The sequence below is a fragment of the Flavobacterium sp. 25HG05S-40 genome (assembly GCF_052654735.1).
Genome location: NZ_CP199750.1, coordinates 1,549,885 through 1,574,061, shown reverse-complemented (window position 1 = coordinate 1,574,061; position 24,177 = coordinate 1,549,885). Strand labels below are relative to the sequence as shown.

General features: G+C 36.2%; 29 protein-coding genes. 26 read left to right on the top strand and 3 right to left on the bottom strand.

Translation table 11 applies throughout. The annotated features are described in order from the left end of the window. Nucleotides 1–89: 89 nt before the first annotated feature. The 23 genes from ACULEU_RS06810 to ACULEU_RS06700 all read left to right on the top strand — a co-directional run bounded on the left by ACULEU_RS06810 (nucleotide 90) and on the right by ACULEU_RS06700 (nucleotide 17,985). Nucleotides 90–827, top strand: coding sequence for an adenylate/guanylate cyclase domain-containing protein (locus ACULEU_RS06810; protein ID WP_445454698.1), 738 nt, complete (start codon nucleotides 90–92; stop codon nucleotides 825–827). A 2-nt stretch (nucleotides 828–829) separates the two neighbouring features. Beyond that, complete coding sequence (locus ACULEU_RS06805; protein WP_445454697.1) at nucleotides 830–1,450, top strand: hypothetical protein; 621 nt, start codon at nucleotides 830–832, stop codon at nucleotides 1,448–1,450. Between the two features lie 14 nt (nucleotides 1,451–1,464). Then, on the top strand, nucleotides 1,465–2,208 hold the full coding sequence (locus tag ACULEU_RS06800) for a hypothetical protein (RefSeq protein ID WP_445454696.1): 744 nt from the start codon (nucleotides 1,465–1,467) through the stop codon (nucleotides 2,206–2,208). A 174-nt stretch (nucleotides 2,209–2,382) separates the two neighbouring features. Continuing rightward, on the top strand, nucleotides 2,383–3,210 hold the full coding sequence (locus tag ACULEU_RS06795; RefSeq protein WP_445454695.1) for a hypothetical protein: 828 nt from the start codon (nucleotides 2,383–2,385) through the stop codon (nucleotides 3,208–3,210). Nucleotides 3,211–3,387: 177 nt separating this feature from the next. After that, complete coding sequence (locus ACULEU_RS06790; RefSeq protein WP_445454694.1) at nucleotides 3,388–3,840, top strand: hypothetical protein; 453 nt, start codon at nucleotides 3,388–3,390, stop codon at nucleotides 3,838–3,840. A 130-nt stretch (nucleotides 3,841–3,970) separates the two neighbouring features. Next, the gene (locus ACULEU_RS06785) at nucleotides 3,971–4,336 is read left to right on the top strand and encodes a hypothetical protein (protein WP_445454693.1); all 366 of its coding nucleotides are present in this window, start codon (nucleotides 3,971–3,973) and stop codon (nucleotides 4,334–4,336) included. 379 nt (nucleotides 4,337–4,715) lie between these two features. Beyond that, nucleotides 4,716–5,207: a hypothetical protein gene (locus ACULEU_RS06780; protein ID WP_445454692.1), complete on the top strand. Its 492-nt coding sequence runs from the start codon at nucleotides 4,716–4,718 to the stop codon at nucleotides 5,205–5,207. A gap of 65 nt (nucleotides 5,208–5,272) precedes the next feature. Beyond that, entirely contained in the window at nucleotides 5,273–5,674 is a 402-nt protein-coding gene (locus tag ACULEU_RS06775; RefSeq protein WP_445454691.1) for a hypothetical protein, read from the top strand. A 298-nt stretch (nucleotides 5,675–5,972) separates the two neighbouring features. Next, nucleotides 5,973–7,277, top strand: a complete 1,305-nt coding sequence (locus tag ACULEU_RS06770) for a hypothetical protein (protein ID WP_445454690.1) — start codon at nucleotides 5,973–5,975, stop codon at nucleotides 7,275–7,277. 317 nt (nucleotides 7,278–7,594) lie between these two features. Then, nucleotides 7,595–8,293: a hypothetical protein gene (locus ACULEU_RS06765; RefSeq protein ID WP_445454689.1), complete on the top strand. Its 699-nt coding sequence runs from the start codon at nucleotides 7,595–7,597 to the stop codon at nucleotides 8,291–8,293. A gap of 118 nt (nucleotides 8,294–8,411) precedes the next feature. Continuing rightward, nucleotides 8,412–9,431, top strand: a complete 1,020-nt coding sequence (locus ACULEU_RS06760) for a ligand-binding sensor domain-containing protein (RefSeq protein ID WP_445454688.1) — start codon at nucleotides 8,412–8,414, stop codon at nucleotides 9,429–9,431. 117 nt (nucleotides 9,432–9,548) lie between these two features. Beyond that, complete coding sequence (locus tag ACULEU_RS06755) at nucleotides 9,549–10,172, top strand: peptidylprolyl isomerase (protein WP_445454687.1); 624 nt, start codon at nucleotides 9,549–9,551, stop codon at nucleotides 10,170–10,172. 145 nt (nucleotides 10,173–10,317) lie between these two features. Continuing rightward, the gene (locus ACULEU_RS06750; protein WP_445454686.1) at nucleotides 10,318–10,890 is read left to right on the top strand and encodes a helix-turn-helix domain-containing protein; all 573 of its coding nucleotides are present in this window, start codon (nucleotides 10,318–10,320) and stop codon (nucleotides 10,888–10,890) included. Between the two features lie 88 nt (nucleotides 10,891–10,978). After that, the gene (locus tag ACULEU_RS06745) at nucleotides 10,979–11,425 is read left to right on the top strand and encodes a response regulator (protein WP_445454685.1); all 447 of its coding nucleotides are present in this window, start codon (nucleotides 10,979–10,981) and stop codon (nucleotides 11,423–11,425) included. 53 nt (nucleotides 11,426–11,478) lie between these two features. Further along, on the top strand, nucleotides 11,479–12,432 hold the full coding sequence (locus ACULEU_RS06740; protein WP_445454684.1) for an isopenicillin N synthase family dioxygenase: 954 nt from the start codon (nucleotides 11,479–11,481) through the stop codon (nucleotides 12,430–12,432). Nucleotides 12,433–12,514: 82 nt separating this feature from the next. Further along, nucleotides 12,515–12,847 carry a translation initiation factor gene (locus ACULEU_RS06735; RefSeq protein WP_445454683.1) on the top strand — a complete coding sequence of 111 codons (333 nt, stop codon included), beginning with the start codon at nucleotides 12,515–12,517 and terminating at the stop codon, nucleotides 12,845–12,847. A 69-nt stretch (nucleotides 12,848–12,916) separates the two neighbouring features. Continuing rightward, nucleotides 12,917–13,783 carry a nucleoside phosphorylase gene (locus ACULEU_RS06730; protein WP_445454682.1) on the top strand — a complete coding sequence of 289 codons (867 nt, stop codon included), beginning with the start codon at nucleotides 12,917–12,919 and terminating at the stop codon, nucleotides 13,781–13,783. A gap of 87 nt (nucleotides 13,784–13,870) precedes the next feature. Next, the gene (locus tag ACULEU_RS06725; RefSeq protein WP_445454681.1) at nucleotides 13,871–14,311 is read left to right on the top strand and encodes a DinB family protein; all 441 of its coding nucleotides are present in this window, start codon (nucleotides 13,871–13,873) and stop codon (nucleotides 14,309–14,311) included. Next, entirely contained in the window at nucleotides 14,308–14,841 is a 534-nt protein-coding gene (locus ACULEU_RS06720; RefSeq protein WP_445454680.1) for a GNAT family N-acetyltransferase, read from the top strand. Before ACULEU_RS06725 ends, ACULEU_RS06720 begins: the two co-directional genes overlap by 4 nt. 108 nt (nucleotides 14,842–14,949) lie before the next feature. Further along, nucleotides 14,950–15,801 (top strand): substrate-binding domain-containing protein, encoded by an 852-nt coding sequence (locus tag ACULEU_RS06715; protein WP_445454679.1) that lies wholly within the window; start codon nucleotides 14,950–14,952, stop codon nucleotides 15,799–15,801. 17 nt (nucleotides 15,802–15,818) lie between these two features. Further along, nucleotides 15,819–16,751 (top strand): transglutaminase, encoded by a 933-nt coding sequence (locus tag ACULEU_RS06710; protein WP_445454678.1) that lies wholly within the window; start codon nucleotides 15,819–15,821, stop codon nucleotides 16,749–16,751. A gap of 65 nt (nucleotides 16,752–16,816) precedes the next feature. Further along, nucleotides 16,817–17,395, top strand: a complete 579-nt coding sequence (locus ACULEU_RS06705; protein ID WP_445454677.1) for a DUF3575 domain-containing protein — start codon at nucleotides 16,817–16,819, stop codon at nucleotides 17,393–17,395. Between the two features lie 11 nt (nucleotides 17,396–17,406). After that, a complete protein-coding gene (locus tag ACULEU_RS06700; RefSeq protein ID WP_445454676.1) occupies nucleotides 17,407–17,985 on the top strand; it encodes a hypothetical protein in 579 nt (192 codons plus the stop codon). Between the two features lie 3 nt (nucleotides 17,986–17,988). Here the strand turns inward: ACULEU_RS06700 and ACULEU_RS06695 are convergent, their stop codons facing one another. Continuing rightward, nucleotides 17,989–18,654 carry a uracil-DNA glycosylase gene (locus ACULEU_RS06695; protein WP_445454675.1) on the bottom strand — a complete coding sequence of 222 codons (666 nt, stop codon included), beginning with the start codon at nucleotides 18,652–18,654 and terminating at the stop codon, nucleotides 17,989–17,991. 84 nt (nucleotides 18,655–18,738) lie between these two features. Between ACULEU_RS06695 and ACULEU_RS06690 the strand changes: the two genes are divergently transcribed. From ACULEU_RS06690 to ACULEU_RS06680, 3 genes are all read left to right on the top strand, one after another. Then, entirely contained in the window at nucleotides 18,739–20,907 is a 2,169-nt protein-coding gene (locus ACULEU_RS06690; protein ID WP_445454674.1) for an endonuclease MutS2, read from the top strand. A 19-nt stretch (nucleotides 20,908–20,926) separates the two neighbouring features. Then, a complete protein-coding gene (locus ACULEU_RS06685; RefSeq protein ID WP_445454673.1) occupies nucleotides 20,927–21,346 on the top strand; it encodes a thiol-disulfide oxidoreductase DCC family protein in 420 nt (139 codons plus the stop codon). Between the two features lie 65 nt (nucleotides 21,347–21,411). Further along, the gene (locus ACULEU_RS06680; RefSeq protein WP_445454672.1) at nucleotides 21,412–21,546 is read left to right on the top strand and encodes a hypothetical protein; all 135 of its coding nucleotides are present in this window, start codon (nucleotides 21,412–21,414) and stop codon (nucleotides 21,544–21,546) included. A gap of 27 nt (nucleotides 21,547–21,573) precedes the next feature. Here ACULEU_RS06680 and ACULEU_RS06675 read toward each other — a convergent pair whose 3' ends face one another. Next, entirely contained in the window at nucleotides 21,574–22,827 is a 1,254-nt protein-coding gene (locus ACULEU_RS06675) for a dicarboxylate/amino acid:cation symporter (RefSeq protein ID WP_445454671.1), read from the bottom strand. A 135-nt stretch (nucleotides 22,828–22,962) separates the two neighbouring features. After that, nucleotides 22,963–24,033: a chorismate synthase gene (gene aroC / locus ACULEU_RS06670; protein ID WP_445454670.1), complete on the bottom strand. Its 1,071-nt coding sequence runs from the start codon at nucleotides 24,031–24,033 to the stop codon at nucleotides 22,963–22,965. Nucleotides 24,034–24,177 lie beyond the last annotated feature (144 nt).

Below are 24,177 nucleotides of genomic sequence, written 5' to 3'. Positions count from 1 at the left end.
ACTGATGGAGATTTATGCTTGTGGAGTAGTTAGCAGAAATTTATAGATGATTCGGATAATTTAAAACAACTAGCCAAAAACTTAGAAATATGGAAATAACACAAAAAACAGAACTCGAAAGATTAACTAGACAATATTATAAAATTGCTTTATCACATGTTGACGCGAATACAACATTGACAGAAAAGCAACGGCAGTCTTTATCGACACTTACAATAAATGAGGAAGCAGAATTGCCCGGATATGAAGAAAGTAAATTAAAATTTGGTAAATTTGAGAATAGAGAGTTTGTTGTCATGATGACAGATATACGAGATTCGACATCAATTATCAACGGTATTAACGGTCATGTCAATATGTTCTTAATTTTCTACGTTTATGCAGGAATAGTTGCTAAAATTGTTGATAAATATAAAGGTACCTCGACCGAATTTTTAGGTGACGGAGTTGTTAATTTATTTGGCGTTAAAGAATTAGGTTTAGACATCGCATTACAAAACAGTATGGGAGCTTCACGCGAAATTATGGAAGCACGTGAAACAATTCTTAATCCATTTTTTTTACAGAATGATTTACCAGCAATTAATATGGGAATTGGAATTGATCACGGAATAACTATAGTTACCCATTTTGGATATAAAACAGACACCGACTTGAAAGCTTTTGGTCCATGTGCTTATCATGCTTCAAAACTGTCAAAATTAGTAAATACTATAGTTGTTTCAGAAAACTCCAAAAGGATATGGCCAACTGGTCCAAGTGGTACTCTTCGTTTCGGTAATTTACAAAATATTCAAAATAATCTTGGTTATCCTATAATTAATTAAACATGGACAATAAAATAAACTTTCTTTCAACTGCTATTGCAGATGCACAAGAACTAATCCGATTTGTTGATACCAAAACAACAGTAGTAATCACTATATTAGGGTCTTACATCGTAGCTTATTTTGCAGTCATAGACAAAATAGTAGCCAATTATAATTTATACACTAATACTTTTATCGTTAGTTTTTACATTTTTGTAGCATTTCTGATACTATCAATATTAATTACTGTGCGTATAATTAGACCAACGAATAATCCAGTGGAAAATATAGATTTAGATGGTATTACGTCACCTTCATTAAACTTTTATATAGCACCAAACAAATACAAAGGAATTTTTTTTCCCTTTTATAATTCTAAAAAATTTAAGTTATCGAAAACTCTAAAAGATTATAATTCACAATTAAAGGATACAGAAATTTTAGATTCTCTTACTTTTGAATTATTAAAAGTAAGTTATATTAGGAATGTAAAAAGTGATCGTTTCAATACTTTGATGTGGTTCTTGTTCTTAACTACAATAGCTTTTTTTATTAGTTACTTTCTTTTTAGCATTGAAAACCATAATATCTTGTTGAATCTCAAAGTTATTGAAAGCTCATGCTATCCAAAGTGCTTTTGATTAAGTTAAAAAATATGACACAATTCGAAACAGACTTAAAAAATAAAATTATTAGTGAACTTGAGATTGCAGAAGCAATTTTCAATGATGTTCGAGAAGATTTAATTAGAAAATCTGTTACATTTTCTAATGAAAGTATTGAAGATTCAAGAATACCAGGATTTAAAGTTGTAAAAAAAGGTAAAGGAGAAGTTGGCGATTTTATTGCGCTCATATTAGATATTAGAAATTCAACAAATCACTTAACGCAGAGTATTAGTTCAAGCACGGCAAAAGTTTCACAATTAGAGCGGGTCTACTATGAAACTACAGCAATAAATATATGTGGAATTGAAGTCATTAATAAATATAAAGGAAGAATAACAGAATTTTTGGGTGACGGATATTTAGCTTTGTTTACTGCTAAAGAGAATAAACAAGTTTATGATGCACACAATGCAGCTAAAGACTGTATAAAATATCTAACGAGTATTGTAAATCCTATTCTAAATGAGCGATATAATTTGCCAGATTTAAAATTAGGTATTGGCCTAGCATATAGTAAAGCTATCGTAACTCTAATTGGTAATGAAGATGATCTCCATGCGAAAGCAATTGGGGAATGCATATACAGAGCTTCCAAATTATCAAAAGGACTAAATGAAATTAGAGTTGACGACAGATTAAAATATTTTTGGCCAAAGAGTGACGATGGAAAATTAAAGTTTAATGAAGTTCATATAGGAAGTCTAAATTTCAAAGGCTATAAGATTGGCTAATTAAACGGCTGATAACAGCCATTTCACGCAATGGCTAGTTTCGTTTTTTGTTTATATTTATGACTAATTAGTAAAACCGGCGAGTCGCGGGACGTTGTTTTGTTTTGAGAGTTACCGGCAATTTTGACAAGAAAACTGCAAATTGAGAAAGAGTAAAACCTTTAAAAAAAGTACATGAGCTTACGATTTATAAATTTAATGATCATACTTGGTTTTATACTGTTATCGTCTTGCAACGATATTACCACTGAAAAAGATGCCTATCCTGATATTCCTGAATTTCCTAATTTTAAAAATGGAGATCTAAAACTCATTACAAAAAAGGAACTACTGACCATAATTGATTCAAACGTAAGAAATAAAGTAGATTATTACACGCGTATCCGATATTTATCTAAAGATTCCACTTTTTATTTGATCACTTTTTTGTCTAACACTTATCAACCAGATATGCCGATGCCAGGAGATCGCTATTTGATACATTTATATACTTTTAAAAATGATCAAATCGAACACTATCAGTGGCAGGATGATGATTTCAAAATTAACTTTGAAATTGATTTAGACAACAATGATTTGACAATTGGAAAGCGTAAGTATTTGGCAAGCTCTAATTATTCCAACTATGATGCTTTGCCAGCATATGCTGATTCGACGAGAGTTGATACTATTTTCTATAAAGATTTTGGTTATGAGACCTTTACTAAGGATAAAAATTTCTATAGCCCAATTGGTTTTGACAAAGTAATTATTGATTCCAAAACAGTTGGTAATGCTAAAGCTCACAGTGCATTATCAGCATTATCGTGGGAATATCGACCAGTGTACTTAACGTATTACAAAGTGAAATATAAAAACAAAGTTGGACTAACGAAAGTAAATGATAATAAGATGCCAATGTTTTTCAAATGTAAAGAGGAATTATATTTTCTTGACAAAATACTCCTAAAAAATAATAACCATACGGAGACCGAAAAAATTTCAATTTATAAAATTGAATAAAACTGCCGCTATCAGCGTTTTAGTGCAACCAGCCTTCGGACTAGCAGTTAGTTGATTTATTTTTTTGTTTATCTTTAAAACTAATTATTAAAAGCGGCTAGCCGCGGGACGTTGTTGCTATTTGATAGTTAGTGGTAACCCTCAAAGTGCTTGTCGTACAACCAAGACTGACAGAAAATGAAAAAATCTCTTTTTATAATTCCCTTTTTACTTTTTACAAGTAGCTCCATTGCTTGTACCTGTATTGGCAAGACTAAAATGAAAAAGGCAATTAATCATGTAGAGGTATTATTTACAGGTAAAATCATTTCTCGTGAAATTTACACCGATTCAATTTTTCCCTATATGATCCTTAGAAAAGCAGTTTATAACGTTTTAGTGACAGAGAGACTAAAAGGAGAAATAAAAACAGATACCATAAAAATTTACACCGGTTTAGGAAATGGAGATTGTGGAGTAGCATTTGAAATTGGAAAAAATTATATAATTTATTCCAATTATGAAAACGAGCTATTTGATAAAAAAGTCCCTACATTTTTATCTACAAATATTTGTTCTCGAACAAGCAAATTTGAAGATAATGAATTTAAAAAAATTAAAAGGTATGCAGGAAGAAAAGGCTACTGCTAATAGCGGTTTCAAGCAGTTGCTGGTTTAGTTTTTTATTTATCTTTATAACTAATTATTAAACGCGGCTAGCCGCGGGAGGTTGTTGCTGATTGAGAGTTGGTAGTAAGCTAGAGAGAACATCGCGTAAAGAATGAAAATACGAATCAAAACCATATGCATCTTTTTAATCATCTTAGGATGTAAAACGATTTCAGTCTCTGACGTTGAGAAAAACTATTTGTTATCGGATACGGGAAAAGACAAATATTATTTGATTGAGCTAATCCGACAAAAACAGAAAGAAAAAGTTTTGGGTGAAATGCCAATGTTAATTGTAAATGGTGAACCGACATTTTATCATTATAGAAAAGAAAATTCAATACCTGGCACAAGTAAAAAGTTCATAAAAAAACTTGAAATTGTTGCTGCTGAAAAAGCTGTTAAGACATTTGGAGCCGCAGCAAAATATGGATTGATTAGAATAAGTACATACGGAAAACAAGAGAAACTTCCCTAGCCTACTGCTAACAGCAGTTTAACGCAATTGCTAGTTTCGTTTTCTGTTTATCTTTAGCTCTTATTATTAATAACGGCTAGCCCCGGCACGTTGCCCAAGCGCTTTTTCAATAGGACGTAAATTCATTAAGCCCAAAATGTACAGTTTTAGTATACTTATTGAATTAAAAGTGTATATATATTTACATTATATAAATTTACACAAGGTAAATGGTAAAAAGAGACTCACCCTCTCAAGTGACATCTAGTAAAGTTTCATTTATTTTAAAGGTTTGTTATTACATGAAACTAGGACCAAACCAACCAAAAAAAATGCAGCCCTAACTTATATACCTTGGAAGAAAAAGAGAGGACTGCAATTAATAATTAAATACAATAATATGAAAAAATTATTTTACAGCATCATTGCGGTAGTTTTAATAGGATGCAATTCCAATGGACAAACCACCCAAAAAGAAATCGGGGTTGTTGAAAACGATAGTTACAAAATAACCATGGACAAGGTTTTTTTAAAAAAAATTCTAGAGGAACAATTAAGAAAAGATAAAAATGAGGCCATTTTAACAGAATTTGAAATAGTAAAAGATACTTATGTGAATGAACCATCAAAAGAGTACTATATTTTGGTAGCGCAAAATAAAGAAGGAAGCACCAAAATTGCTTTTGAATTAGAATTGAATTCTAATGTGTTTGTGGCATCTTTTAAAAATGATGTTTTGGCAAGAGGCACGTGTACCTGTAGTGGTGGATGTACCAGAGGCTGTAATCCAAGACGTGAAGTAGGTCCAGGCAATGAAATTGATTGGTACTGCGATGCTTGCAGAAAAGGTAGTGGTTGTTCTAAATCGGTAACATCTACAAGTTTAGATTAGTTCCTGAAACGGAATCCTTAAATCTCTGTTTGTAACTGTAAATTAAACTCCAACTAAGCATAATTATGAAAATTTATGCCACGTTCTTCCTTATCTTTTTTTGGTTTACTTCCTATTCACAAAGTGATGTACAAAATTTAATAAAAGGGGGAGAATTAGTGATTAATGGGTTATCGATTTTTAAAAGCGGAAAATCTGAAAGCAAATCTGCTACTTCTAAAACCATTGAAAGCATTTGTGTAAAAAACAAACTTTCAGATAAAATAACTTTTAGAATTGTTGGGAAAGATGATGAAGATAACGATGTCAAAAAAGAACTCGTAATCCAAAATGATGGAAAAGAATGCGTTTTTGAAATCCCAAAAGGCATTTACACCTATGAAATTGTTTTAGCCAATAAAGAAATCTACAAAAAAGGCGAGTACAAATTCAATGAAGAAATAACCATTACGGTTAAAGACGAATAAACTTATACAGTCTTGGCTTTCCAAGACTGTATTTTTTTCTTATAGCCTATTTTCAATTAAAAAAAAAGAAACGAAAAATACATGAAGATACTAAATGAAATGTACCAAAGGGAATACAAAGCCTATATTTAGAACTTAGTTTTAAAAACCAAGCTCGCCTACTCCAATGTTGCCTTCTGCCCTATTGCTGCACCTCTGTAACAAGCTTTGGGGTTGCTCGTCTCGGTTTAAGGTGTATTGTAAAAAGGGGTTGTACATCCTTGTAAGAAAGCACCACCACATCGTTAACCAACCACTTATGACCAACTGCCTTACAAAAATAAAATGGGTTCGACTTCTTCTCTTGAATTTGATGTTTCTTGCCGTTCCTCCAAACGGATTGGCTTGCAGTGGGTATAAGATCACCAAAGGTCATAAGACTATTTTAGGGAGCAATGAAGATGCTTGGCGCGTAACGCCTCATATTTGGTTTGAAAATACATCCGGTATTGGCAAGTATGGAGCTGCCTTTACCGGCTCAAGATATGATGGTGCCAACGGCTATGCTCCGCAGTCGGGAATGAACACTAAAGGGCTTGCCTTTGAAAGACTGGCTTCTTATCACCCCAAACAGCAGGGTTTTGCCAACAGGAAAACCATTACCAACCCAACACAGTATTTGAAAGACATCTTGCATCGCTGTGCCACCGTAGCCGAAGTGAAAGCCTATATCAGTCAGTTCGATCACAGCTATTTTATAGAAGACGTTTTTATTTACGTTGATAAATTCGGAAACTACTTGATTGTGGAACCGTACACCTTAACCCTAGGTAACGAGCCAACCTATGTCATTTCGAACTTTTGTCCCTCTATCACGCCCTCAGAAAATGCCAACAAACTGGACCGATACCGAAACGGGGTGGCCTATCTGAAGAACAAATTAGACACTTCGCTGGACTTCTGTACCGCTTTATCAGACACGATGCACGTTTGTAGAGAAAAAATTGGAGACGGCACTTTGCTGACTTCCATTTGGGACTTACAAGACGGTAAAGTAAACTTGTATTTTTATCACAACTATAAGACCACCGTTCAATTTGACATCAAAGAGGAATTACAAAAAGGCGACCACAGTATCGCGATAAACACGTTATTTCCGACTAACCCTGAATTTGAAAAATTACGCGCGTATAAAATTCCCAAAAACTGTCCCGCCATGGGGCTTATCATACTAGGTGCTGCCGGTTTATTTTTGCTGACGTTCCTATTTTTCCTATTCCAATTTCTCCGAAGAAAAGAACACCCAAGCTATGGTTATATGCAAGTGTTGATGATTCCCCTTAGCTTAATTATGTGCTATTATATGTATGTGTTACTATTCAGTATCAATGTCTATTATTTTTCGGCACCTTACAAAGATTCGACCAATGTGTTGGTAAGCTTATCGTCTTACATTCCCTTCTTAATGGCACTTCTGATTATTCCCTTGTGTACCATTAACTACCGACTTTTCAAAGAAATGAGCTGGAGTTTTTGGGCTAAAGCTCTTGTTACCCTGAATACTATGGTGTACCTTATACTCATCGGCCTTTTTGTGTATTGGGGGTTTTATAGTGTTTTATAATTAAGGGATAACTGCTAGATGATAGAGTATAGATGATAGATGATAGATGATAGATGATAGATGATAGATGATAGATGATAGATGATAGATGATAGATGATAGATGATAGATGATAGATGATAGATGATAGATGATAGATGATAGATGATAGATGATAGATGATAGATGATAGATGATAGATGATAGATGATAGATGATAGATGATGACTTACAGGGATTTGGGGCTGAAAGGTAGTTGATGTAGTTTTTGTATATCTTTAGGGCTTCATTTTAAAACTACGCTACAGAAGTTCAGTCACGACACATCATCAAACAGTATGAAACAAAATATAATATACAAATTAACGTTATCAGTATTATGGCTTTGCTCCTATTGTAATGCGCAAACCACTGATTATATAGTCACAACAGCGCACGATACGATTGCTGTGGACAAAATAACTGTAACCGACCTCGAAGTAAAAACTAAGATTGGCGATAATAAGAAAAAATACAAAGTTGACGACATCATTAGCTACTATATAGCCCAAAAAGACGAGTATTATGAACGCGTACCTATCGAAAAAAAAGAACGTAAAGCACCAGAACGGTATGATTATAAAAGAAATGAAAGCTTCTATTTAGAGCAATATGAAAATGATAAAAAGTTTAAATTTATTCAAAGATTAACCCAAGGTAAAGTAAAACTATTTTGTGAAGTTGAACACATAGGTGCTAGCGGGAAAGCGGGTCGGGAAGGTTATATTGCACCTAGTGAAAACCGTACGTATTATATCGCACTATACGATTCCAAATTAGAACCCGTGATTAAGGAATCTAATTTTAAATTATTTGATTTTAGTTATGGTTTAACATTAAATACAGAAGTATACGAACTATTAAAACAATACCTACACGGAAACCAAGAGATACGTAGTAAACTAGATCATTTATATACTTCAAGACCAAAGGCAAAAGAAAAACAAATCGTAGAATTGATTACTGAATATAACCTTTGGGTAACATCAAATCAATAACGATTTGTCAACAGCGGTTTAGCTTGGGGCTAGTTGCCATTTTGATTATCTTTAGAACGCAATTTAAAGATCAAACTGCTGGAAGCTTCAGCCGTAACTCATAGCAAACCTGCACTATATGAAAACTATCATCCAAACCAAAACAATAATTATAGTACTGGGATTGCTGACGTTTCTTTCTGGTAAGGCTCAGGTCAGTAACCCCAAACTGTTGAAGACACAAGGTTCGAATGAATATGAAGTCGTTTCCTGTGCTTTAGAAGATCATGAAGGAACGCTTTGGTTTGGTACCAGCGGTGAAGGTATATATCGTTACGATGGAAAAGTATTTACGCAATTCTCTGTTCAGAATGGGTTATGCAGCAATTTGGTTAGTGCACTACTTGAAGATCGGTATAATAACATTTGGGTGGGCACAAAAAATGGATTGTGCTGCTTTGATGGAAAAACCATGAAGGAAATTCCAATTAGCAATGCTCCCACTAGTCAGGTTTACTGTATTATGCAGGACAAAAATGAAATGCTCTGGTTTGGAACAGCTGATGGTGTTTTTTGTTACGACAGAATGAATATTGCTCCCTTTTTAGGCTATGGTACCATTATAAATGATACTGGCATTACTCTTAAAAACACACAATGTATATTTGAAGATAAAAAGGGAAATATATGGTTTGGCTCTGGTCCGATGGCGTTTGAAGGACTCAGTTTATACGATGGTAAAACGCTAACTAAAGTGAACCTTAACAATGAAGACTGGATTCGCAACATAGCAGAAAGCAGAAACGGAAAATTGTTATTTACTACAAGACGTTTTGGGATTTTTACCTTTGATGGAAAAGACTTCACTCCTTTTGTGGCACCGCCGGAGTTAAAAAATGTTTTACTGACGTATTGTTTAGAGGACAGTAAAGGTACAATCTGGTATGCTTCTGACTATCTAAACATTAGTGATATAACAACCGGTGGTTTTTGGAGGTTTGATACTAAATCATTTACAGAATTCACAAAGAAAGACGGTATCAATAACACCGCTGTTAGTTTTATTTTTGAAGATAGTAACAAGAACATTTGGATTAGCACCAGAAACATAGGGTTATACAAATACGATGGAAAAACGTTTACCAATTTTTCGGAGTAGTAAACTAGGACAGCCAATAAATCGTCGGACCGCAATAAGTAGTACTTTTAACAGTCGGCATAGCCAGCTTAGTTTTTATTAATCCAATCCATAAATCAATTTTAACCTAACAAACCCATGAAATACGTACTCCTTTGTATTCTAGCCCTTTCTGTTATTTGCTGTAGCAAAGCCACTTTCAATCCCGAATGGACAAAGCAAACGGCACCGCCAACCTTTAAAGCCCGTTTTGAAACCTCGCAAGGAAATTTTGATATGGAAGTCACCCGGGCCTGGTCGCCACAAGCAGCAGACCGTCTGCACCAACTACTAACCCATCACCTTTATGATAACCAGTATTTTTATAGAGTGGTGCCTAATTTTGTGGTACAGTTCGGAAACATAGACACTACCGTCACCAAGAAATGGGACCAATTTAAAGTAGCCGATGAACCGGTGCTGAAAAGTAATCTCAAAGGGTATGTAAGTTTTGCCCGAGCCGGCAAGGAAACCCGAGGCAATGACCTGTTTATTAATCTGAAAGACAATGCGAGGTTGGATACCGTAACGGCACAAGGCATCAAAGGGTATCCCGTATTAGGTTATGTGACTCAAGGCATGGATGTTGTAGAAAAGTTGTATTCAGGTTATGGGAATAAGACGTTGGACGTGTATGATTCGTTAAGCGCCAACAGAGCACAATACATCAAACTTTTCCCAAAACTAGACTCGATTAAGAAAGCCTATATATTGAAAGAGTAACAACAATAAAGATTCCTAATAGCAATGACATCGCATCTGATAAAATACTTTGGAAAGGCAATAAACAATTACGACTATAGCAGTATGTATTCAGTATAAAATATTTAATATTGTTGCATGAAAACAAACCTTAATTTTTAGTACTATGAAAATATTCATTCGAAACATGGCTTGTGAAAGTTGTAAGGTTGTTGTTAAAGAAGCATTGGAAAAATTGCATCTTCATCCGGTAAAAGTGGAACTTGGCGTGGCTGAAATTCAGGAAGAATTAAGTGAGTCCAAAAAAGAAAAACTGGATGCCATCATCAATCAGGTTGGACTTGAAATAGTAGAGAATAAAGGTGGCGTTTTGATTGAAAGGATTAAAATGTATTGTCAGGAATACGTGCTTTCTGAAAAAAATATCAAAGTCAACATCTCGGATTACTTGGCTAAAAAATTAAATAAAGACTATAATTATCTCTCCAACATCTTTTCAGAAATAGAAATGTGCACGATTGTGCATTACATTAATCTTTTAAAAGTGGAGAAAGCCAAGGAAATGATTTTGTTTGAAGATTTCAATTTTAGCGAGATCGCCATGAAACTCCATTTTAACAGTCTTTCAGCATTTTCTACACAGTTTAAGAAGATTACAGGCTTTAATCCGACTCATTTTAAAAGTTTGAAGGAGAAAAGAAGACTTGCTATTCAAAAGTTGACGCGACAAAATCAGTAAAATTTATAAATTTCGCTTATAAAATTACAAGTCGTCACAGTAGCATTCCTTCTATTTTTGCATCAAACAATTCTTAATAAAAGTTTGAATGAAAAAATTTGACATATTCTATGCTGATGATGATGAAGACGATTTGATGTTTTTTAATGAAGCAGTTGAAAATATTTCTAATGTCTCCGAAAATGAGATTCATCTTCATATCCACAAAAATGGAGAAAGCCTGATAGAAAATATCAAAAACAACAAAGAAACTCCAGGAGTCGTTTTTCTAGATATCAACATGCCGCTTAAATCCGGTTTCGAAATTTTGGAAGAAATCAGAAAAGAACCTGCCCTTACGTCGGTTCCGGTCATCATGTATTCTACCAGTTCTAATCAGGATAACATTGATAAAAGCAAAGAATTGGGCGCTAATTTTTATGTGATCAAACCCTACGAATTCCATGATTTAATGAAGATGATTTCCACCTTTATCCAAATGAACTGGGAAAATACTCAAGTTAACAGGAATAATTTTCTGTACAAAAGCCATTAAACTATTATCTTTGTAGCCTTAATTAAGGGAAACTTCCCAAAAACCGTAACAGTATGCAACAAATCCCAAGTGTTGACTTACGTGATTTCCTGTCGGACGATCCGGCACGTAAACAAAAGTTTGTAAATGAAATCGGAAAAGCCTACGAGGATATTGGCTTCGTAGCATTGAAAGGTCATTTTTTAGATGACAATTTGGTCGAAAGTCTGTATAAAGAAGTACGTAACTTCTTTAACTTGCCACTCGAATCCAAAGAAAAGTATGAAATCCCAGGAATTGGCGGACAAAGAGGCTATGTTTCTTTCGGAAAAGAATCAGCCAAAGGCCGATCTGCTGGAGATTTGAAAGAGTTTTGGCATTTTGGACAATACGTTAGTGAAGGCTCTGCGTATGCCGGAAAATATCCAGACAATGTGGAAGTGACAGAAGTACCTCAGTTTAACACCATTGGTAAAGAAGCCTTTCAAATGATTGAAAAAACAGGAGTCTATGTGTTGCGAGCTTTGGCAATTCATATCGGGTTAGATGAGTTCTACTTCGATAAATTTGTAAAAGACGGCAACAGTATTTTACGCCCTATCCACTATCCTCCTATTACTGATGAACCTAAAGACGGCGCGGTACGTGCCGCTGCTCATGGTGATATCAATTTGATTACGCTTTTGATGGGCGCTCAGGGCAAAGGTCTTCAGGTGATGAATCACAACGGAGAATGGGTAGATGCTATGGCTGAACCTGACGAATTGATGATTAATGTGGGCGATATGTTATCGAGACATACCAACAACAAATTGAAATCGACCATTCATCAAGTGGTGAATCCGGCCAGAGAATTATGGGGTTCTTCCCGTTATTCTATTCCGTTTTTTATGCATCCTGTTAGTGACATGTCTTTAAATTGTTTACCAGAATGCATCGATGCGGAACATCCAAAACTGTATGAAGATACGACCGCTGGCGAATTCCTGCATGAAAGATTGGTCGAATTAGGCTTAATCAAAAAATAAAGCTCTATCTTTGAAATAGTAATTTCCAAATCTCAATATACATTGAGGTTTGGATTTTTACTTTTTGTATTTTTAGAACACTATGGATTTACACGAACAATTAAAGAAACTTTTCCCAGACCATCAACCTTCTAAAGAACCTGAAGCCGTTGAAGCACAAGAGCATACGCTTTTCATCCAAAAAGAGCCGATGATTTGCAAATACGAAAAGCGCAAAGGCAAAGCGACCACCATCATCGAAGGCTACGAAGGCAGCGATGAGGATTTTAAAATACTAGCCAAAGAACTCAAAACCAAACTCAGTGTTGGCGGCACTTTTAAAGACAGCGCCATTATCATTCAAGGCGATTACCGCGATAAAATTATGAACCTGCTAAAAGACAAAGGGTTTAAAGTGAAGCGTGTTGGAGGATGATTCTAGTCGCAGTCGCAGTCTTCAGATAAAAACAAATAACCGAATAACCAAATACACAAATAACCAACCATGATAAAATCATCAGAATTAATACTAAACCCAGACGGAAGTGTGTATCACTTAAACCTGAAACCGGAACATATTGCACACGACATCATTTTTGTAGGCGACCAAAACCGCGTGGAGAAAATCACGCAGTTCTTTGATAGCATCGAATTTTCGACTCAAAAACGCGAATTCAAAACACAGACCGGAATTTATAAAGGGAAACGAATCACGGTAATGTCTACCGGAATTGGTCCGGATAACATCGACATCACCATGAACGAGTTGGATGCTTTGGTCAATATCGATTTAGAAACCCGTAAACCTAAGGAAACGTTGACTTCCTTAAACATTGTTCGTATCGGAACTTCAGGCTCCTTACAGGAAGATATTCCGGTGGACAGCTTTGTAATGGGCGAATTCGGACTAGGATTAGACAACATGCTCCGCTCCTATTTGATTGATGCCATCTCTGAAAAAGACATGGAAGAAGCTTTTATCAAGCACACCAATTGGGACTTAAAAAAAGGAACTCCCTACATTATTGCGTGCTCTGAAACGATGAAAATCAAATTCGACAGCAACCAAATTCACAAAGGAATTACCGGAACTGCCGGTGGTTTTTATGGTCCACAAGGAAGAGTTTTGCGTCTAGAAATTCAGGATCCCGAATTGAACAGCAAAATGGACAACTTCAAATTCAATGATGTCCGAATGGCCAATCTTGAAATGGAAACGTCTGCTATTTATGGCTTAGGAAAACTATTAGGACACAATTGCTTGTCGCTAAACGCCATCATTGCCAACCGCGCTACTGGAACTTTTAGTGACGACCCTTACAAAGCCGTTGATGCACTGATACAGTATACTTTAGGAAAATTTGCTGAATAATTTAGGAGCTATTTCCCGCTGTCCGCGCTACAGGGTAGCTCGCTCCCATCGGGGCTAAAAAAGATGCTTTTAAAACCACTATCTACTATGAAACAAAAAATCAATGCGTTTGAAATAGTATTAGCCGGACTTGAAAATTCATTGTTGGCTATAACTGATCTCGAAACAAAACCATCCGAAACTTCGTGGTCCAAAAAGGAAATTTTAGGCCACTTAATTGATTCTGCCGTTAATAATTTACAACGGTTTACTGAAATACAGTATGTTGAAAAGCCTTATATAATAAGACCTTATGATCAAAATAAATTGGTAAAAGCAAACAATTATCAAGATAAGGAAGTTTCTGATTTACTAAATTTACTAACAGCGCTGAACAAACATATCCTCTATGTTGTCAGCAATCAAACCGAAGGAATACTGCATTATCAAATCGTTCTGCCTAACAAAACCGTAACCGATTTGAAATTTGTAATAGAAGATTATTTTGAGCATTTTTACCATCATCTCAATAAAATAACCGAGAAATGAATTTAATTCTTGAAACCGACCGACTTCTACTTCGTCCGTTAGAACTTTCTGATGCCGAAGCCATGTTTGCCATGGACAGCAATCCAGAAGTACATAAGTACCTTTGGCAACAACCAACGCAAAAGGTCGAAGAAACCATCAAAACCATTGAAAACGTCCGAAGTCAATACGAAAGAAATTCTATTGGCCGATTTGCAACCATTCTAAAAGAAACCGGTGAATTCATCGGTTGGACCGGAATCAAATACATCGATGACCATGTAGAAAATGGGAATATCAATTTCTATGATTACGGCTATCGTTTGAACGAAAAATTCTGGGGAAAAGGTTATGCCACCGAAGCTTCTGTTGTTTGGTTGGACTATGGTTTTAACCAAATGAACATCGACAAAATGAACGCGTACACCCATTCCGAAAACGGAGCTTCCAATCATATCCTGCAGAAAGTCGGCATGAACTTTATGGAAGAGTATCTAGATAAAGACGGCGTACTATGGAAATGGTGGCTGATGGAAAACCCTAATGATTAAATAAACGCTCTTTGTCTTTCCCGCGAAGGCGGGAATCCACAGCTAAAATAAATAGATTCCCGCCTTCGCGGGAAAGACAATAAAGTATCATACAATCAAACAATCTAAATGAAAACAATCAAAATAGCTGGTGTTCCCGAGCATTTCAACTTACCGTGGCAACTGTGTATTGACAATGGCGAGTTTGAAAAAATGGGTATTGATTTACAATGGACGGACATTCCAGAAGGCACTGGGAAAATGTGTCAAATGCTTCGCGATGGTGAAACGGATATGGCAGTAATTTTAAGCGAAGGTATTGTGAAAGATATCGTAGCGGGAAATGATTGTGCTATTGTACAGGTATATGTGGAAAGTCCGCTTATATGGGGAATTCACGTAGCCGCGAAATCCGACTACCAAGCCTTATCCGATTTAGAAAATACCAAAGCCGCTATTTCCCGTTATGGTTCGGGTTCGCATTTGATGGCGTATGTGAATGCTCAAAATCAAAATTGGGCTACCGAAGAACTACAATTTGAAATTGTCAACACACTTGATGGCGCTGTTGAAGCTTTAACCAATGGAACAGCCGATTACTTTATGTGGGAGCGTTTTATGACGCAACCTTTGGTCGACAAAGGTATTTTTCGTCGTGTTGCTGATTGTCCATCTCCTTGGCCTTGTTTTGTAATTGCAGTGCGCAATGAATTTCTGAAAAACAACCAACAATCTGTTGCGCTTATTTTAGAAACTATCAACGCGACCACCGCTGAATTCAAGAGCATTCCCAGCATTGACAGAACTTTGGCTTCCAAATACCATCAAAAATTGGAAGATATTCAACAATGGCTCCAACTAACCAAATGGTCTCAAAAACCTTTAGAAGAAAAAGTGTTAAACAATATCCAAAATCAATTGTTTGACCTCAAAATAATCGATAAAAAGGGTACTTTTGCTGCAATAGTGAAAGCCGTTTAGCTTTTGCCAGTGGCAACATGATAAAATTCGGAAATCTTACTTATCAACAACTTAGAGAAAAATTCAGGATAAAGAGTCCGTGGGACATGATTATCATCTTTATTCTGAATATTTTGATTACTATTCCGATATTTATCATTGCCCATCATAACCTGATTACACTAGATTGGGCGCATTCTGTTGATAGAATTTTATTGTTTCTTCTTATTTTAATCTTAATACAGCTTATTCTCCGTGCGATGAGAAGAATAACGTTGATTTCGGTTATCCTCTATTTAATTTTACTTCTTATCGGAACCTTATCTGGGAAATATACCTTTCAAAGTGTCTTTGAAGATTACCGTTCGATGATGTACACGATGGATGAAAATCCGTATCCACAGGACATTGTCATTGGAAAACTGTTGCCTTTTCCGAATAAATCAAAAATTCTTGATGCCGTAGAATATCAAAATCCGAAAATTAGAAACTTTTCGTTGATGGCCATTAACAAACACTTTAAAGACGTGAAAGGCTATTATGACTATTTTACCATCGTACACTCATTTGCCGTTTTTAAAGAAATCAATACACGCTGGAAATACGTTCGGGATCCCAAAGGACACGATTATATTGCTAAAGCAACCGAATCTTTGGAATATCTTTCCGGTGATTGTGACGATCATTCGGTATTCATGGCGGCTTGTATCAAATCGGTTGGCGGAACTGTTCGGTTAATACATACGAAAGGACATATTTATCCCGAGTTATTAATCGGAACCAAAAAAGATTTAGAGCACATCAATTACGCCATCAAAAAAGACTTATTTCCTTTAGAGAGTAAGCACAAACCCATCAATTATCACATCGATGAGCGCGGGAATATTTGGCTTAACTTAGATTACACTGCCAAATATCCGGGTGGACCATTTATGAATGAGGAAATTCTGGGCGCTTTAACTTTGGATTAACCGCGAATTACTGTGCACTTGTTTATAATTATTTACTATCTTCGTTTCTACTAAAATGACCTGCAATGAAAAAAATAGTTTGCCTGTTTCTCCTGATTTCAATGGCATCACAAGCGCAAGAGACTGAAACAAAAAGTGCGCTAGACGATAAAAAGAATGAATTTCGTGTAGACGTCTTGTCTGCGATTGTCTATACTAAAGCGAGTTTAAGTTACGAACGCTTTTTTGGAAAAGACTGGTCAACCGGATTTAATGTAAACTTTTCGAACAGTCAAAAATTAAACGACGATTTTGACAACGGATACCGTAATAACGTTCCGAAATTTGAATTCAATCCTTATGTACGCTATGCTTTGTCTAAAAGTAAGTCGCGATACTATTTTGCAGAAGTTTTTGGCTCCTACAATGGCGGTGATTATAAAGAGATTATTCGAGTATCTGGTATGGCTTTGCCTGATTATTACACCACCAAAAAATCAAAATATACTGATTTTGGCTTGGGCGGAAGCTTGGGCTACAAAATGTATTTCAAAGAAAGTATTGCTTTAGAATTTATCGTCGGATTTGGTAAAAATCTTACCAACACTGAAAAAAGTCCGGATGTGATATCAAGAGTGGGCTTAAATTTAGGATATCGATTTTAATATACATAAAGATGAAAAAAATACACTATATAGTTCTGATGGCTGTTGGCTTTTTAATGACGAATTGCGACACTGATGACGATGGATTCTACAACAATGTTTATATTGATGTTCCCAATTTAGTGACCATGGAACCTCACTCTTCAACATACACTGTTGGGGAAAAGTTAGTTCTTAAGGCCGACTTCTGGAAAATTTTAAATGATGGTGCACTCATCGATATTTTTCAAACTACAGGTGCCACCGAATTTGCGTTCTCTTATGTTATTGAAAGACAAGTAAACGCGACAGAATGGGAAGTAGTGAGTGTTAGTGACAGTCAATTGGATGTCGTAAAAGGAAACGCTCAAAACGGCTCTTATGTCTATGGCATCTGCGAATACAATCCGACGGACGAAACCTATGAATATGAGGTTGGCTTTCCGTTACTATTACCCGGAACGTATCGTTTGAGTTATGGTTATAACAGTGATTCGAAAAACAGTGTTGAATTGCGTTCCTTAAGTCCGAAAAAACGATTGATTATGAACATCAATTCACTTGTAACCGGACTCAACGCCGATGGTTATTACAATTTTACGGTTAACTAAAAATTACCATACAATAGGTTCTTTTCCGAGACTCTTTAAGTAATTGTTCGTTTTAGTGAAATGTTGGTTTCCAAACCATAATCCGCGATTAGCGCTCAGCGGTGAAGGATGTCCCGTCTCTAGAACATAGTGCTTGTTGCGGTCAATTTTGGCGCCTTTCTTTTTGGCAAAACCACCCCAAAGTAAGAACACTACATTTTCTTTTTCGTCTGATATTTTCTGAATTACAGCATCGGTAAACGTTTCCCATCCTTTATTTTGATGGCTTCCGGCTTCGCTTTCTCTAACGGTTAAAGTAGCGTTGAGCAATAAAACACCTTGATCTGCCCAGCGTGCCAGATTTCCCGTTAACGGAAATGGTTGTGCTACATCGGTTTGAATTTCCTTAAATATATTGGATAATGAAGGAGGAAAAGGCATGTCATCATTGACTGAAAAACACAAACCATTGGCTTGCCCAAATCCGTGATACGGATCCTGACCGATAATAACCACTTTTACTTTATCGTAGGGACAATGGTCAAAAGCAGCAAAGATTTCACTTTCTTTGGGATAGCACTTTTTAGTGACAAATTCGCCTTTAACGAAAGAAACTAATTGCTCAAAATAAGGCTTATCAAACTCGTCCGAAAGTACATTTTGCCAGGAAGAATGTATATTAATAAACATCTCTTAAAATTTTACCAAAAATACCATTTTCTATTGCAATATGGAGCGCATCCTTTGTAACTTTGAGGCTTAGACACTGATTTAATGATATCGATTACCCAAAAAACATTACAGGATTTAGAATTTACCACCGTTTTACAAACCATTTCAGACCGATGCAATACTGAAATCGGGAAACAGAAAGCACTCGAAATTGTGCCCTTTTCAGATAAAGAAACACTGATGAATGCTTTAGTGCAAACCTCTGAATATCTATCGTCCTTTACGAACAACAATGCTATTCCTAATCACGGATTTGATAATCTGACCCATGATTTGAAGTTCCTTGCCATAGAAGATAGCTTTTTGGAAGTGGGCAGTTTTAGAAAAATAGCAACACTTTCGGAAACGGTGAATGTATTATTACTGTTTTTTAAAAAATTTCATGATTATTATCCCAAACTGAACGAGAAAGCATCTCAGGTAGAATACACGAAATACATCATTCAGAAAATTGACGAAATCGTAGATAAATACGGAGAAATCAAAGATAACGCTTCACCCGATTTGATTAACATTCGCAGAGATATGAGCGTTGTTCGTGGTAAAGTCAATCAAAGTTTTGGACAGGCTATGAGTCAGTACCATTCGCTGGGCTATTTAGATGAAATCAAAGAAAGCTTTGTAGAAAACCGTCGCGTTTTAGCCGTTTTGGCGATGTATCGCAGGAAAGTGAAAGGCTCTATTTTGGGTAGTTCCAAAACAGGAAGCATAGCCTATGTTGAGCCCGAAGCAACGCTGCGGTATTCCAGAGAATTGAGTAATTTGGAATATGAAGAGCGAGAGGAAATTACGCGAATCCTTAAGAAATTATCAAATGATGTTCGACCCTACTTGGACTTATTAAAACAATACCAAGACTTTCTCAGCGATATAGATGTTGTGGCGGCTAAAGCCAAATATGCTCACAGAATCAATGCCATTCTGCCAAATATTACAGAAGATAAAACTTTGTATTTCAGAGACGCCTTCCATCCTATTTTGTTTTTGAGTAATCTGGAAAAGAAAGAGAAAACCTATCCTCAAACCATCGAGCTTAAAAATGACAACCGGATTATAGTGATTTCGGGACCGAATGCCGGAGGAAAAACCATCTCGTTAAAAACTGTTGGATTGCTTCAATTGATGTTGCAATGTGCTATTCTAATTCCGGTTCACGAACGCAGTACAACCTTTTTGTTTGATCGAATCCTGACAGACATTGGTGACAATCAATCTATTGAAAATCACCTAAGTACCTACAGTTACCGATTAAAAAACATGAACTACTTTTTGAAAAAGTGCAATGCTAAAACGCTGTTTTTAATAGATGAATTCGGAACGGGTTCTGACCCTGAGTTGGGTGGTGCTTTGGCAGAAGTTTTTTTAGAAGAGTTTTATCATCGGGAAGCTTTCGGAATTATCACGACACATTATTCTAATTTGAAAATGTTGGCCAATGAATTGCCGTTTGCGTCAAATGCGAACATGCTTTTTGATGAAAAATCATTAGAGCCGATGTATAAATTGATTTTAGGTCAAGCCGGAAGTTCGTTTACATTTGAAGTCGCACAGAAAAATGGGATTCCGTTTGGACTCATCAATCGCGCTAAAAAGAAAATAGAAGGCGGAAAAGTTAGATTTGACAAAACCATTGCTACGCTGCAGAAAGAACGTTCTAAACTTGAGAAAACTTCTTTAAATCTGAAAGAAGAAGAAATCAAAGCTCGCGAAGAAGGCAAAAAGATGGAAACCATAAATTCAAAAATTCAGGAAAAACTAGAGCGTTATCAAGAGTTGTACGATGCCAATCAGCGTCTTATTTATGTTGGGCAAAAGGTAGATGACATCGCAGAAAAATACTTTAATAATAAAGACAAAAAGGTTTTGATTGGTGAGTTTTTAAAAATGGTTGAAATTGAAAATTCCAAACGTAAAAAGGCTACGGTCAAAGAGAAAAAGGAAAAAGAAATCATCCAAAAAATCGTCATTGAGGAAGTAAAAGTCAAAGTAGACGAAATTCGAGTAGCCAAAAAGGAGAAAAAAATTAAGGCTCAAAAAACGGAAGCAGCAAAACCCAAAGTAATCTTAAAAGTTGGAGATCGTGTTCGTATGACCGACGGAAAAGCGATTGGAACCATTGATAAAATTGAAAAGAATAAAGCGGTTGTGAACTATGGCGTATTCACTTCAAAGGTAAGTTTAGACCAATTAGAATACGTACAATCCAAATAAAATCTGAACTATAGAACACATGGAACTATCCGATTTACCGAATGACAAAAAGATAATTCTATTTGACGGCGTTTGCAATCTTTGTGAGCGCTCTATTCAGTTTATCATCAAGCACGACAAAAAAGATGTGTTCCGATTTGTATCGCTACAGTCAGAACTTGGCGTTAGTATTGTGAATTATCTTGGAATCGATGCCTCAAAAATCGATAGTATTATCTTGTACGAACCTAAAATAGCCTATTATCATAAAGCACAGGCAGTCCTTAAAATTGTTAACCATTTAGGAGGATTGTACCCTGGTTTGAGGCTGTTTTCTATATTTCCGGATGGCTTATTGAATTGGATGTATGATTTCGTAGCGCGAAACCGTTATCAATGGTATGGCAAAAAAGAGAGTTGTATGATTCCGACACGGGAACTACAATCCAAATTTTTATAAACTGATAAATATCATATCTTTCCGTTGTTACTAGAGCTACCTTTGAGTAACAAATTCTTTATATTATGACACAACTAGCGCTTCCACTGTATTCTTGGGACAACGGTGCCTTTATTATGATTGGTGTATTTTCTTTAGTCATTGCCGGATTGGTGGGCTTTATCTTAATTATGATCAACAGTAAAAACAAAAAAGACTAGTAAACTAGTCTTTTTTGTTTTTTGCATTTACTCTTTTTCCCATTTACCAACTACTGATGTGGCTAAAGCATTACCTAACACATTGGTAGCACTTCTAAACATATCACAGAAGTGGTCTATGGGCAGAATTAAAGCGATGCCTTCCACCGGAATATCAAACATACCACAAGTTGCCGCTACAACCACTAAACTAGCTCTTGGAACACCGGCAATTCCTTTACTGGTAAGCATCAAAACTAAAAGCATGGTCATTTGTGTACCAAAATCAAGCGGAATACCGTAAGCTTGTGCTATAAAAATACTGGCAAAAGTCATGTACATCATACTACCATCAAGATTGAAGGAATATCCTAAGGGCAACATAAAAGAAACGATTCTATCTTTTACGCCAAAACGTTCTAATTCTTCGGTAAGCTTCGGGAATACTGCTTCAGAACTTGTGGTTCCAAAGGCAATAATCAGTGGACTTACAATATGTTTTAAAAGCGTCATCATTCTGCTTTTTAGGAAAATATAGCCTACTAGCAGCAAAACCACCCAAAGCGATGAAATTCCGACTAAAAAGGAGCCGAAAAATTTCGCATAGGTGAACAGTAATTCGTTCAAATCTCGAATAGCAAAAACTCCGGCTATAGCTCCGAAAACACCTATTGGAGCAAATTTCATTACATAGTTAACCATCTTTAAAACGATATGCGATGTTTTGTCTAAAGCATTCACCACAGGTTTGGCATGATTTCCTATAGAAGCTGCGGCTAATCCGAAGAAGATGGAGAAAATGACAATCTGCAAAATTTCATTGGTTGCCATGGCTTCAACGATACTTTTAGGGATGATATGCTCTACAAAATTTTGTGCCGAAAAACCAGTAGTTTTATCCACAACTTCGCTGGCAGTTGAAACATCGACATTGCCTAAATTTAATCCAACGCCAGGTTGCAAAGTATTCACCCAAAACATTCCGATTAAAAGAGAAATAAAGGAAGCGGTAAAAAACCATCCCAAAGCCTTACCTCCTATTCTTCCAACCGCTTTAATATCGCCCAACTTAGCAATACCAACCACTAAAGTTGTAAATACTAATGGCGAGATAATCATTTGCACCAAACGGATAAAAATTGTCGCTAACATTTTGATGTAACCGCTAAACTCTTTAGCCGCTGTACCGTCATAATTGTTATGTACAAAGATGCCGAGCATTGCTCCTAGCAGCATAGCAATCAGAATCTGTACTGTGAGATTGGATAAAAAGGATTTTTTTGGAGTTGTTGTAGTAGTCATAAAATAGTGTTTCTTGATTCATGGAAATTTCTAGCCCCGATAGTAGTGTAAATCCTGACATTGCTATAGACAATCGTGATGAGATTACTTCGTTTCTGGCAATGACAGATTGTAGCGGATAGCGGGAAATAGCTCCTAATTATTCGAATTATATGTTTTGTTTAATAGATAAAAATCGGCTAACACCAGCGCGGCCATGGCTTCGACAATAGGAACGGCTCTTGGTACCACACAGGGATCATGCCTGCCTTTTCCTTGTTGTTCTACCAAAGTATGGTCAGTTGTAAGCACTTCTTGTTGTTGAATTAACGTCGCCACAGGTTTGAAAGCCACTCGAAAGTAAATATCCATTCCGTTTGAAATACCGCCTTGAATACCGCCCGAAAGATTGGTTTTGGTAGTTCCGTCTTCGTTGTATAAATCGTTGTGCTCGCTACCTTTCATTTTGGCGCCACAAAATCCGCTACCGAATTCAAAGCCTTTCACGGCATTAATAGACAGCATGGCCTTGCCTAATTCAGCGTGCAGTTTGTCAAAAACAGGTTCACCTAAACCTAGGGGAACATTTTGCAAAACACAAGTTATGGTTCCGCCCACAGTATCGCCTTCTTTCCTAATTTCCTTGATGTAGTGCTCCATTTTTTCGGCTGTAGCTTTATCCGGACAACGCACAGCATTTGATTCTGTTAACGAAAAATCCAAATCCTGATAAGGCTTGTCTATAAAAATTTCACCGACAGAAGAAACAAACGCATTGATTTTGATGTTGGACAGCACTTGTTTTGCAACAGCACCGGCTACAACTCGGCAAGCGGTTTCTCGAGCGGAGCTTCTTCCGCCACCGCGATAATCTCGGATGCCGTACTTTTTTTCATAGACATAATCAGCGTGACTTGGACGATAACTGTCTTTGATATGCGAATAATCATCTGACTTTTGATTGGTATTTGGGATGATAAAGCCTATCGGTGTTCCAGTGGTTTTTCCTTCGAAAATACCCGATAAGAACTGTACTTCATCTTCTTCTTTTCGTTGGGTAACTATGGAAGACTGGCCTGGCTTTCTGCGTTGCATTTCGCTTTGAATGGCCTGAAAATTAAGTGTGATTCCGGCAGGACAACCATCAATAATGCCTCCTAAAGCTTCGCCATGCGATTCACCAAATGTGGTGAGTTTAAAAAGAGTTCCGTAGCTATTTCCGGCCATTTAGTAGTGTTTTTATTTGGTAACCTTCGGCCTTATTAGCCTCGCGTAAACAAATATAGAGTTTTAAGTCGCAAAGTCAAAAGTCAAAAGTCGAAAAATTCCAACAACCAATTTTATAATAGGAATTTGATAACATTCGCTTTT

Coding starts and splice junctions, on each gene's coding strand:
- ACULEU_RS06810 (WP_445454698.1), top strand. CDS start 90: ATGGAAATAACACAAAAAACAGAACTCGAAAGATTAACTAGACAATAT.
- ACULEU_RS06805 (WP_445454697.1), top strand. CDS start 830: ATGGACAATAAAATAAACTTTCTTTCAACTGCTATTGCAGATGCACAA.
- ACULEU_RS06800 (WP_445454696.1), top strand. CDS start 1,465: ATGACACAATTCGAAACAGACTTAAAAAATAAAATTATTAGTGAACTT.
- ACULEU_RS06795 (WP_445454695.1), top strand. CDS start 2,383: ATGAGCTTACGATTTATAAATTTAATGATCATACTTGGTTTTATACTG.
- ACULEU_RS06790 (WP_445454694.1), top strand. CDS start 3,388: ATGAAAAAATCTCTTTTTATAATTCCCTTTTTACTTTTTACAAGTAGC.
- ACULEU_RS06785 (WP_445454693.1), top strand. CDS start 3,971: ATGAAAATACGAATCAAAACCATATGCATCTTTTTAATCATCTTAGGA.
- ACULEU_RS06780 (WP_445454692.1), top strand. CDS start 4,716: ATGAAAAAATTATTTTACAGCATCATTGCGGTAGTTTTAATAGGATGC.
- ACULEU_RS06775 (WP_445454691.1), top strand. CDS start 5,273: ATGAAAATTTATGCCACGTTCTTCCTTATCTTTTTTTGGTTTACTTCC.
- ACULEU_RS06770 (WP_445454690.1), top strand. CDS start 5,973: ATGACCAACTGCCTTACAAAAATAAAATGGGTTCGACTTCTTCTCTTG.
- ACULEU_RS06765 (WP_445454689.1), top strand. CDS start 7,595: ATGAAACAAAATATAATATACAAATTAACGTTATCAGTATTATGGCTT.
- ACULEU_RS06760 (WP_445454688.1), top strand. CDS start 8,412: ATGAAAACTATCATCCAAACCAAAACAATAATTATAGTACTGGGATTG.
- ACULEU_RS06755 (WP_445454687.1), top strand. CDS start 9,549: ATGAAATACGTACTCCTTTGTATTCTAGCCCTTTCTGTTATTTGCTGT.
- ACULEU_RS06750 (WP_445454686.1), top strand. CDS start 10,318: ATGAAAATATTCATTCGAAACATGGCTTGTGAAAGTTGTAAGGTTGTT.
- ACULEU_RS06745 (WP_445454685.1), top strand. CDS start 10,979: ATGAAAAAATTTGACATATTCTATGCTGATGATGATGAAGACGATTTG.
- ACULEU_RS06740 (WP_445454684.1), top strand. CDS start 11,479: ATGCAACAAATCCCAAGTGTTGACTTACGTGATTTCCTGTCGGACGAT.
- ACULEU_RS06735 (WP_445454683.1), top strand. CDS start 12,515: ATGGATTTACACGAACAATTAAAGAAACTTTTCCCAGACCATCAACCT.
- ACULEU_RS06730 (WP_445454682.1), top strand. CDS start 12,917: ATGATAAAATCATCAGAATTAATACTAAACCCAGACGGAAGTGTGTAT.
- ACULEU_RS06725 (WP_445454681.1), top strand. CDS start 13,871: ATGAAACAAAAAATCAATGCGTTTGAAATAGTATTAGCCGGACTTGAA.
- ACULEU_RS06720 (WP_445454680.1), top strand. CDS start 14,308: ATGAATTTAATTCTTGAAACCGACCGACTTCTACTTCGTCCGTTAGAA.
- ACULEU_RS06715 (WP_445454679.1), top strand. CDS start 14,950: ATGAAAACAATCAAAATAGCTGGTGTTCCCGAGCATTTCAACTTACCG.
- ACULEU_RS06710 (WP_445454678.1), top strand. CDS start 15,819: ATGATAAAATTCGGAAATCTTACTTATCAACAACTTAGAGAAAAATTC.
- ACULEU_RS06705 (WP_445454677.1), top strand. CDS start 16,817: ATGAAAAAAATAGTTTGCCTGTTTCTCCTGATTTCAATGGCATCACAA.
- ACULEU_RS06700 (WP_445454676.1), top strand. CDS start 17,407: ATGAAAAAAATACACTATATAGTTCTGATGGCTGTTGGCTTTTTAATG.
- ACULEU_RS06695 (WP_445454675.1), bottom strand. CDS start 18,654: ATGTTTATTAATATACATTCTTCCTGGCAAAATGTACTTTCGGACGAG.
- ACULEU_RS06690 (WP_445454674.1), top strand. CDS start 18,739: ATGATATCGATTACCCAAAAAACATTACAGGATTTAGAATTTACCACC.
- ACULEU_RS06685 (WP_445454673.1), top strand. CDS start 20,927: ATGGAACTATCCGATTTACCGAATGACAAAAAGATAATTCTATTTGAC.
- ACULEU_RS06680 (WP_445454672.1), top strand. CDS start 21,412: ATGACACAACTAGCGCTTCCACTGTATTCTTGGGACAACGGTGCCTTT.
- ACULEU_RS06675 (WP_445454671.1), bottom strand. CDS start 22,827: ATGACTACTACAACAACTCCAAAAAAATCCTTTTTATCCAATCTCACA.
- aroC (WP_445454670.1), bottom strand. CDS start 24,033: ATGGCCGGAAATAGCTACGGAACTCTTTTTAAACTCACCACATTTGGT.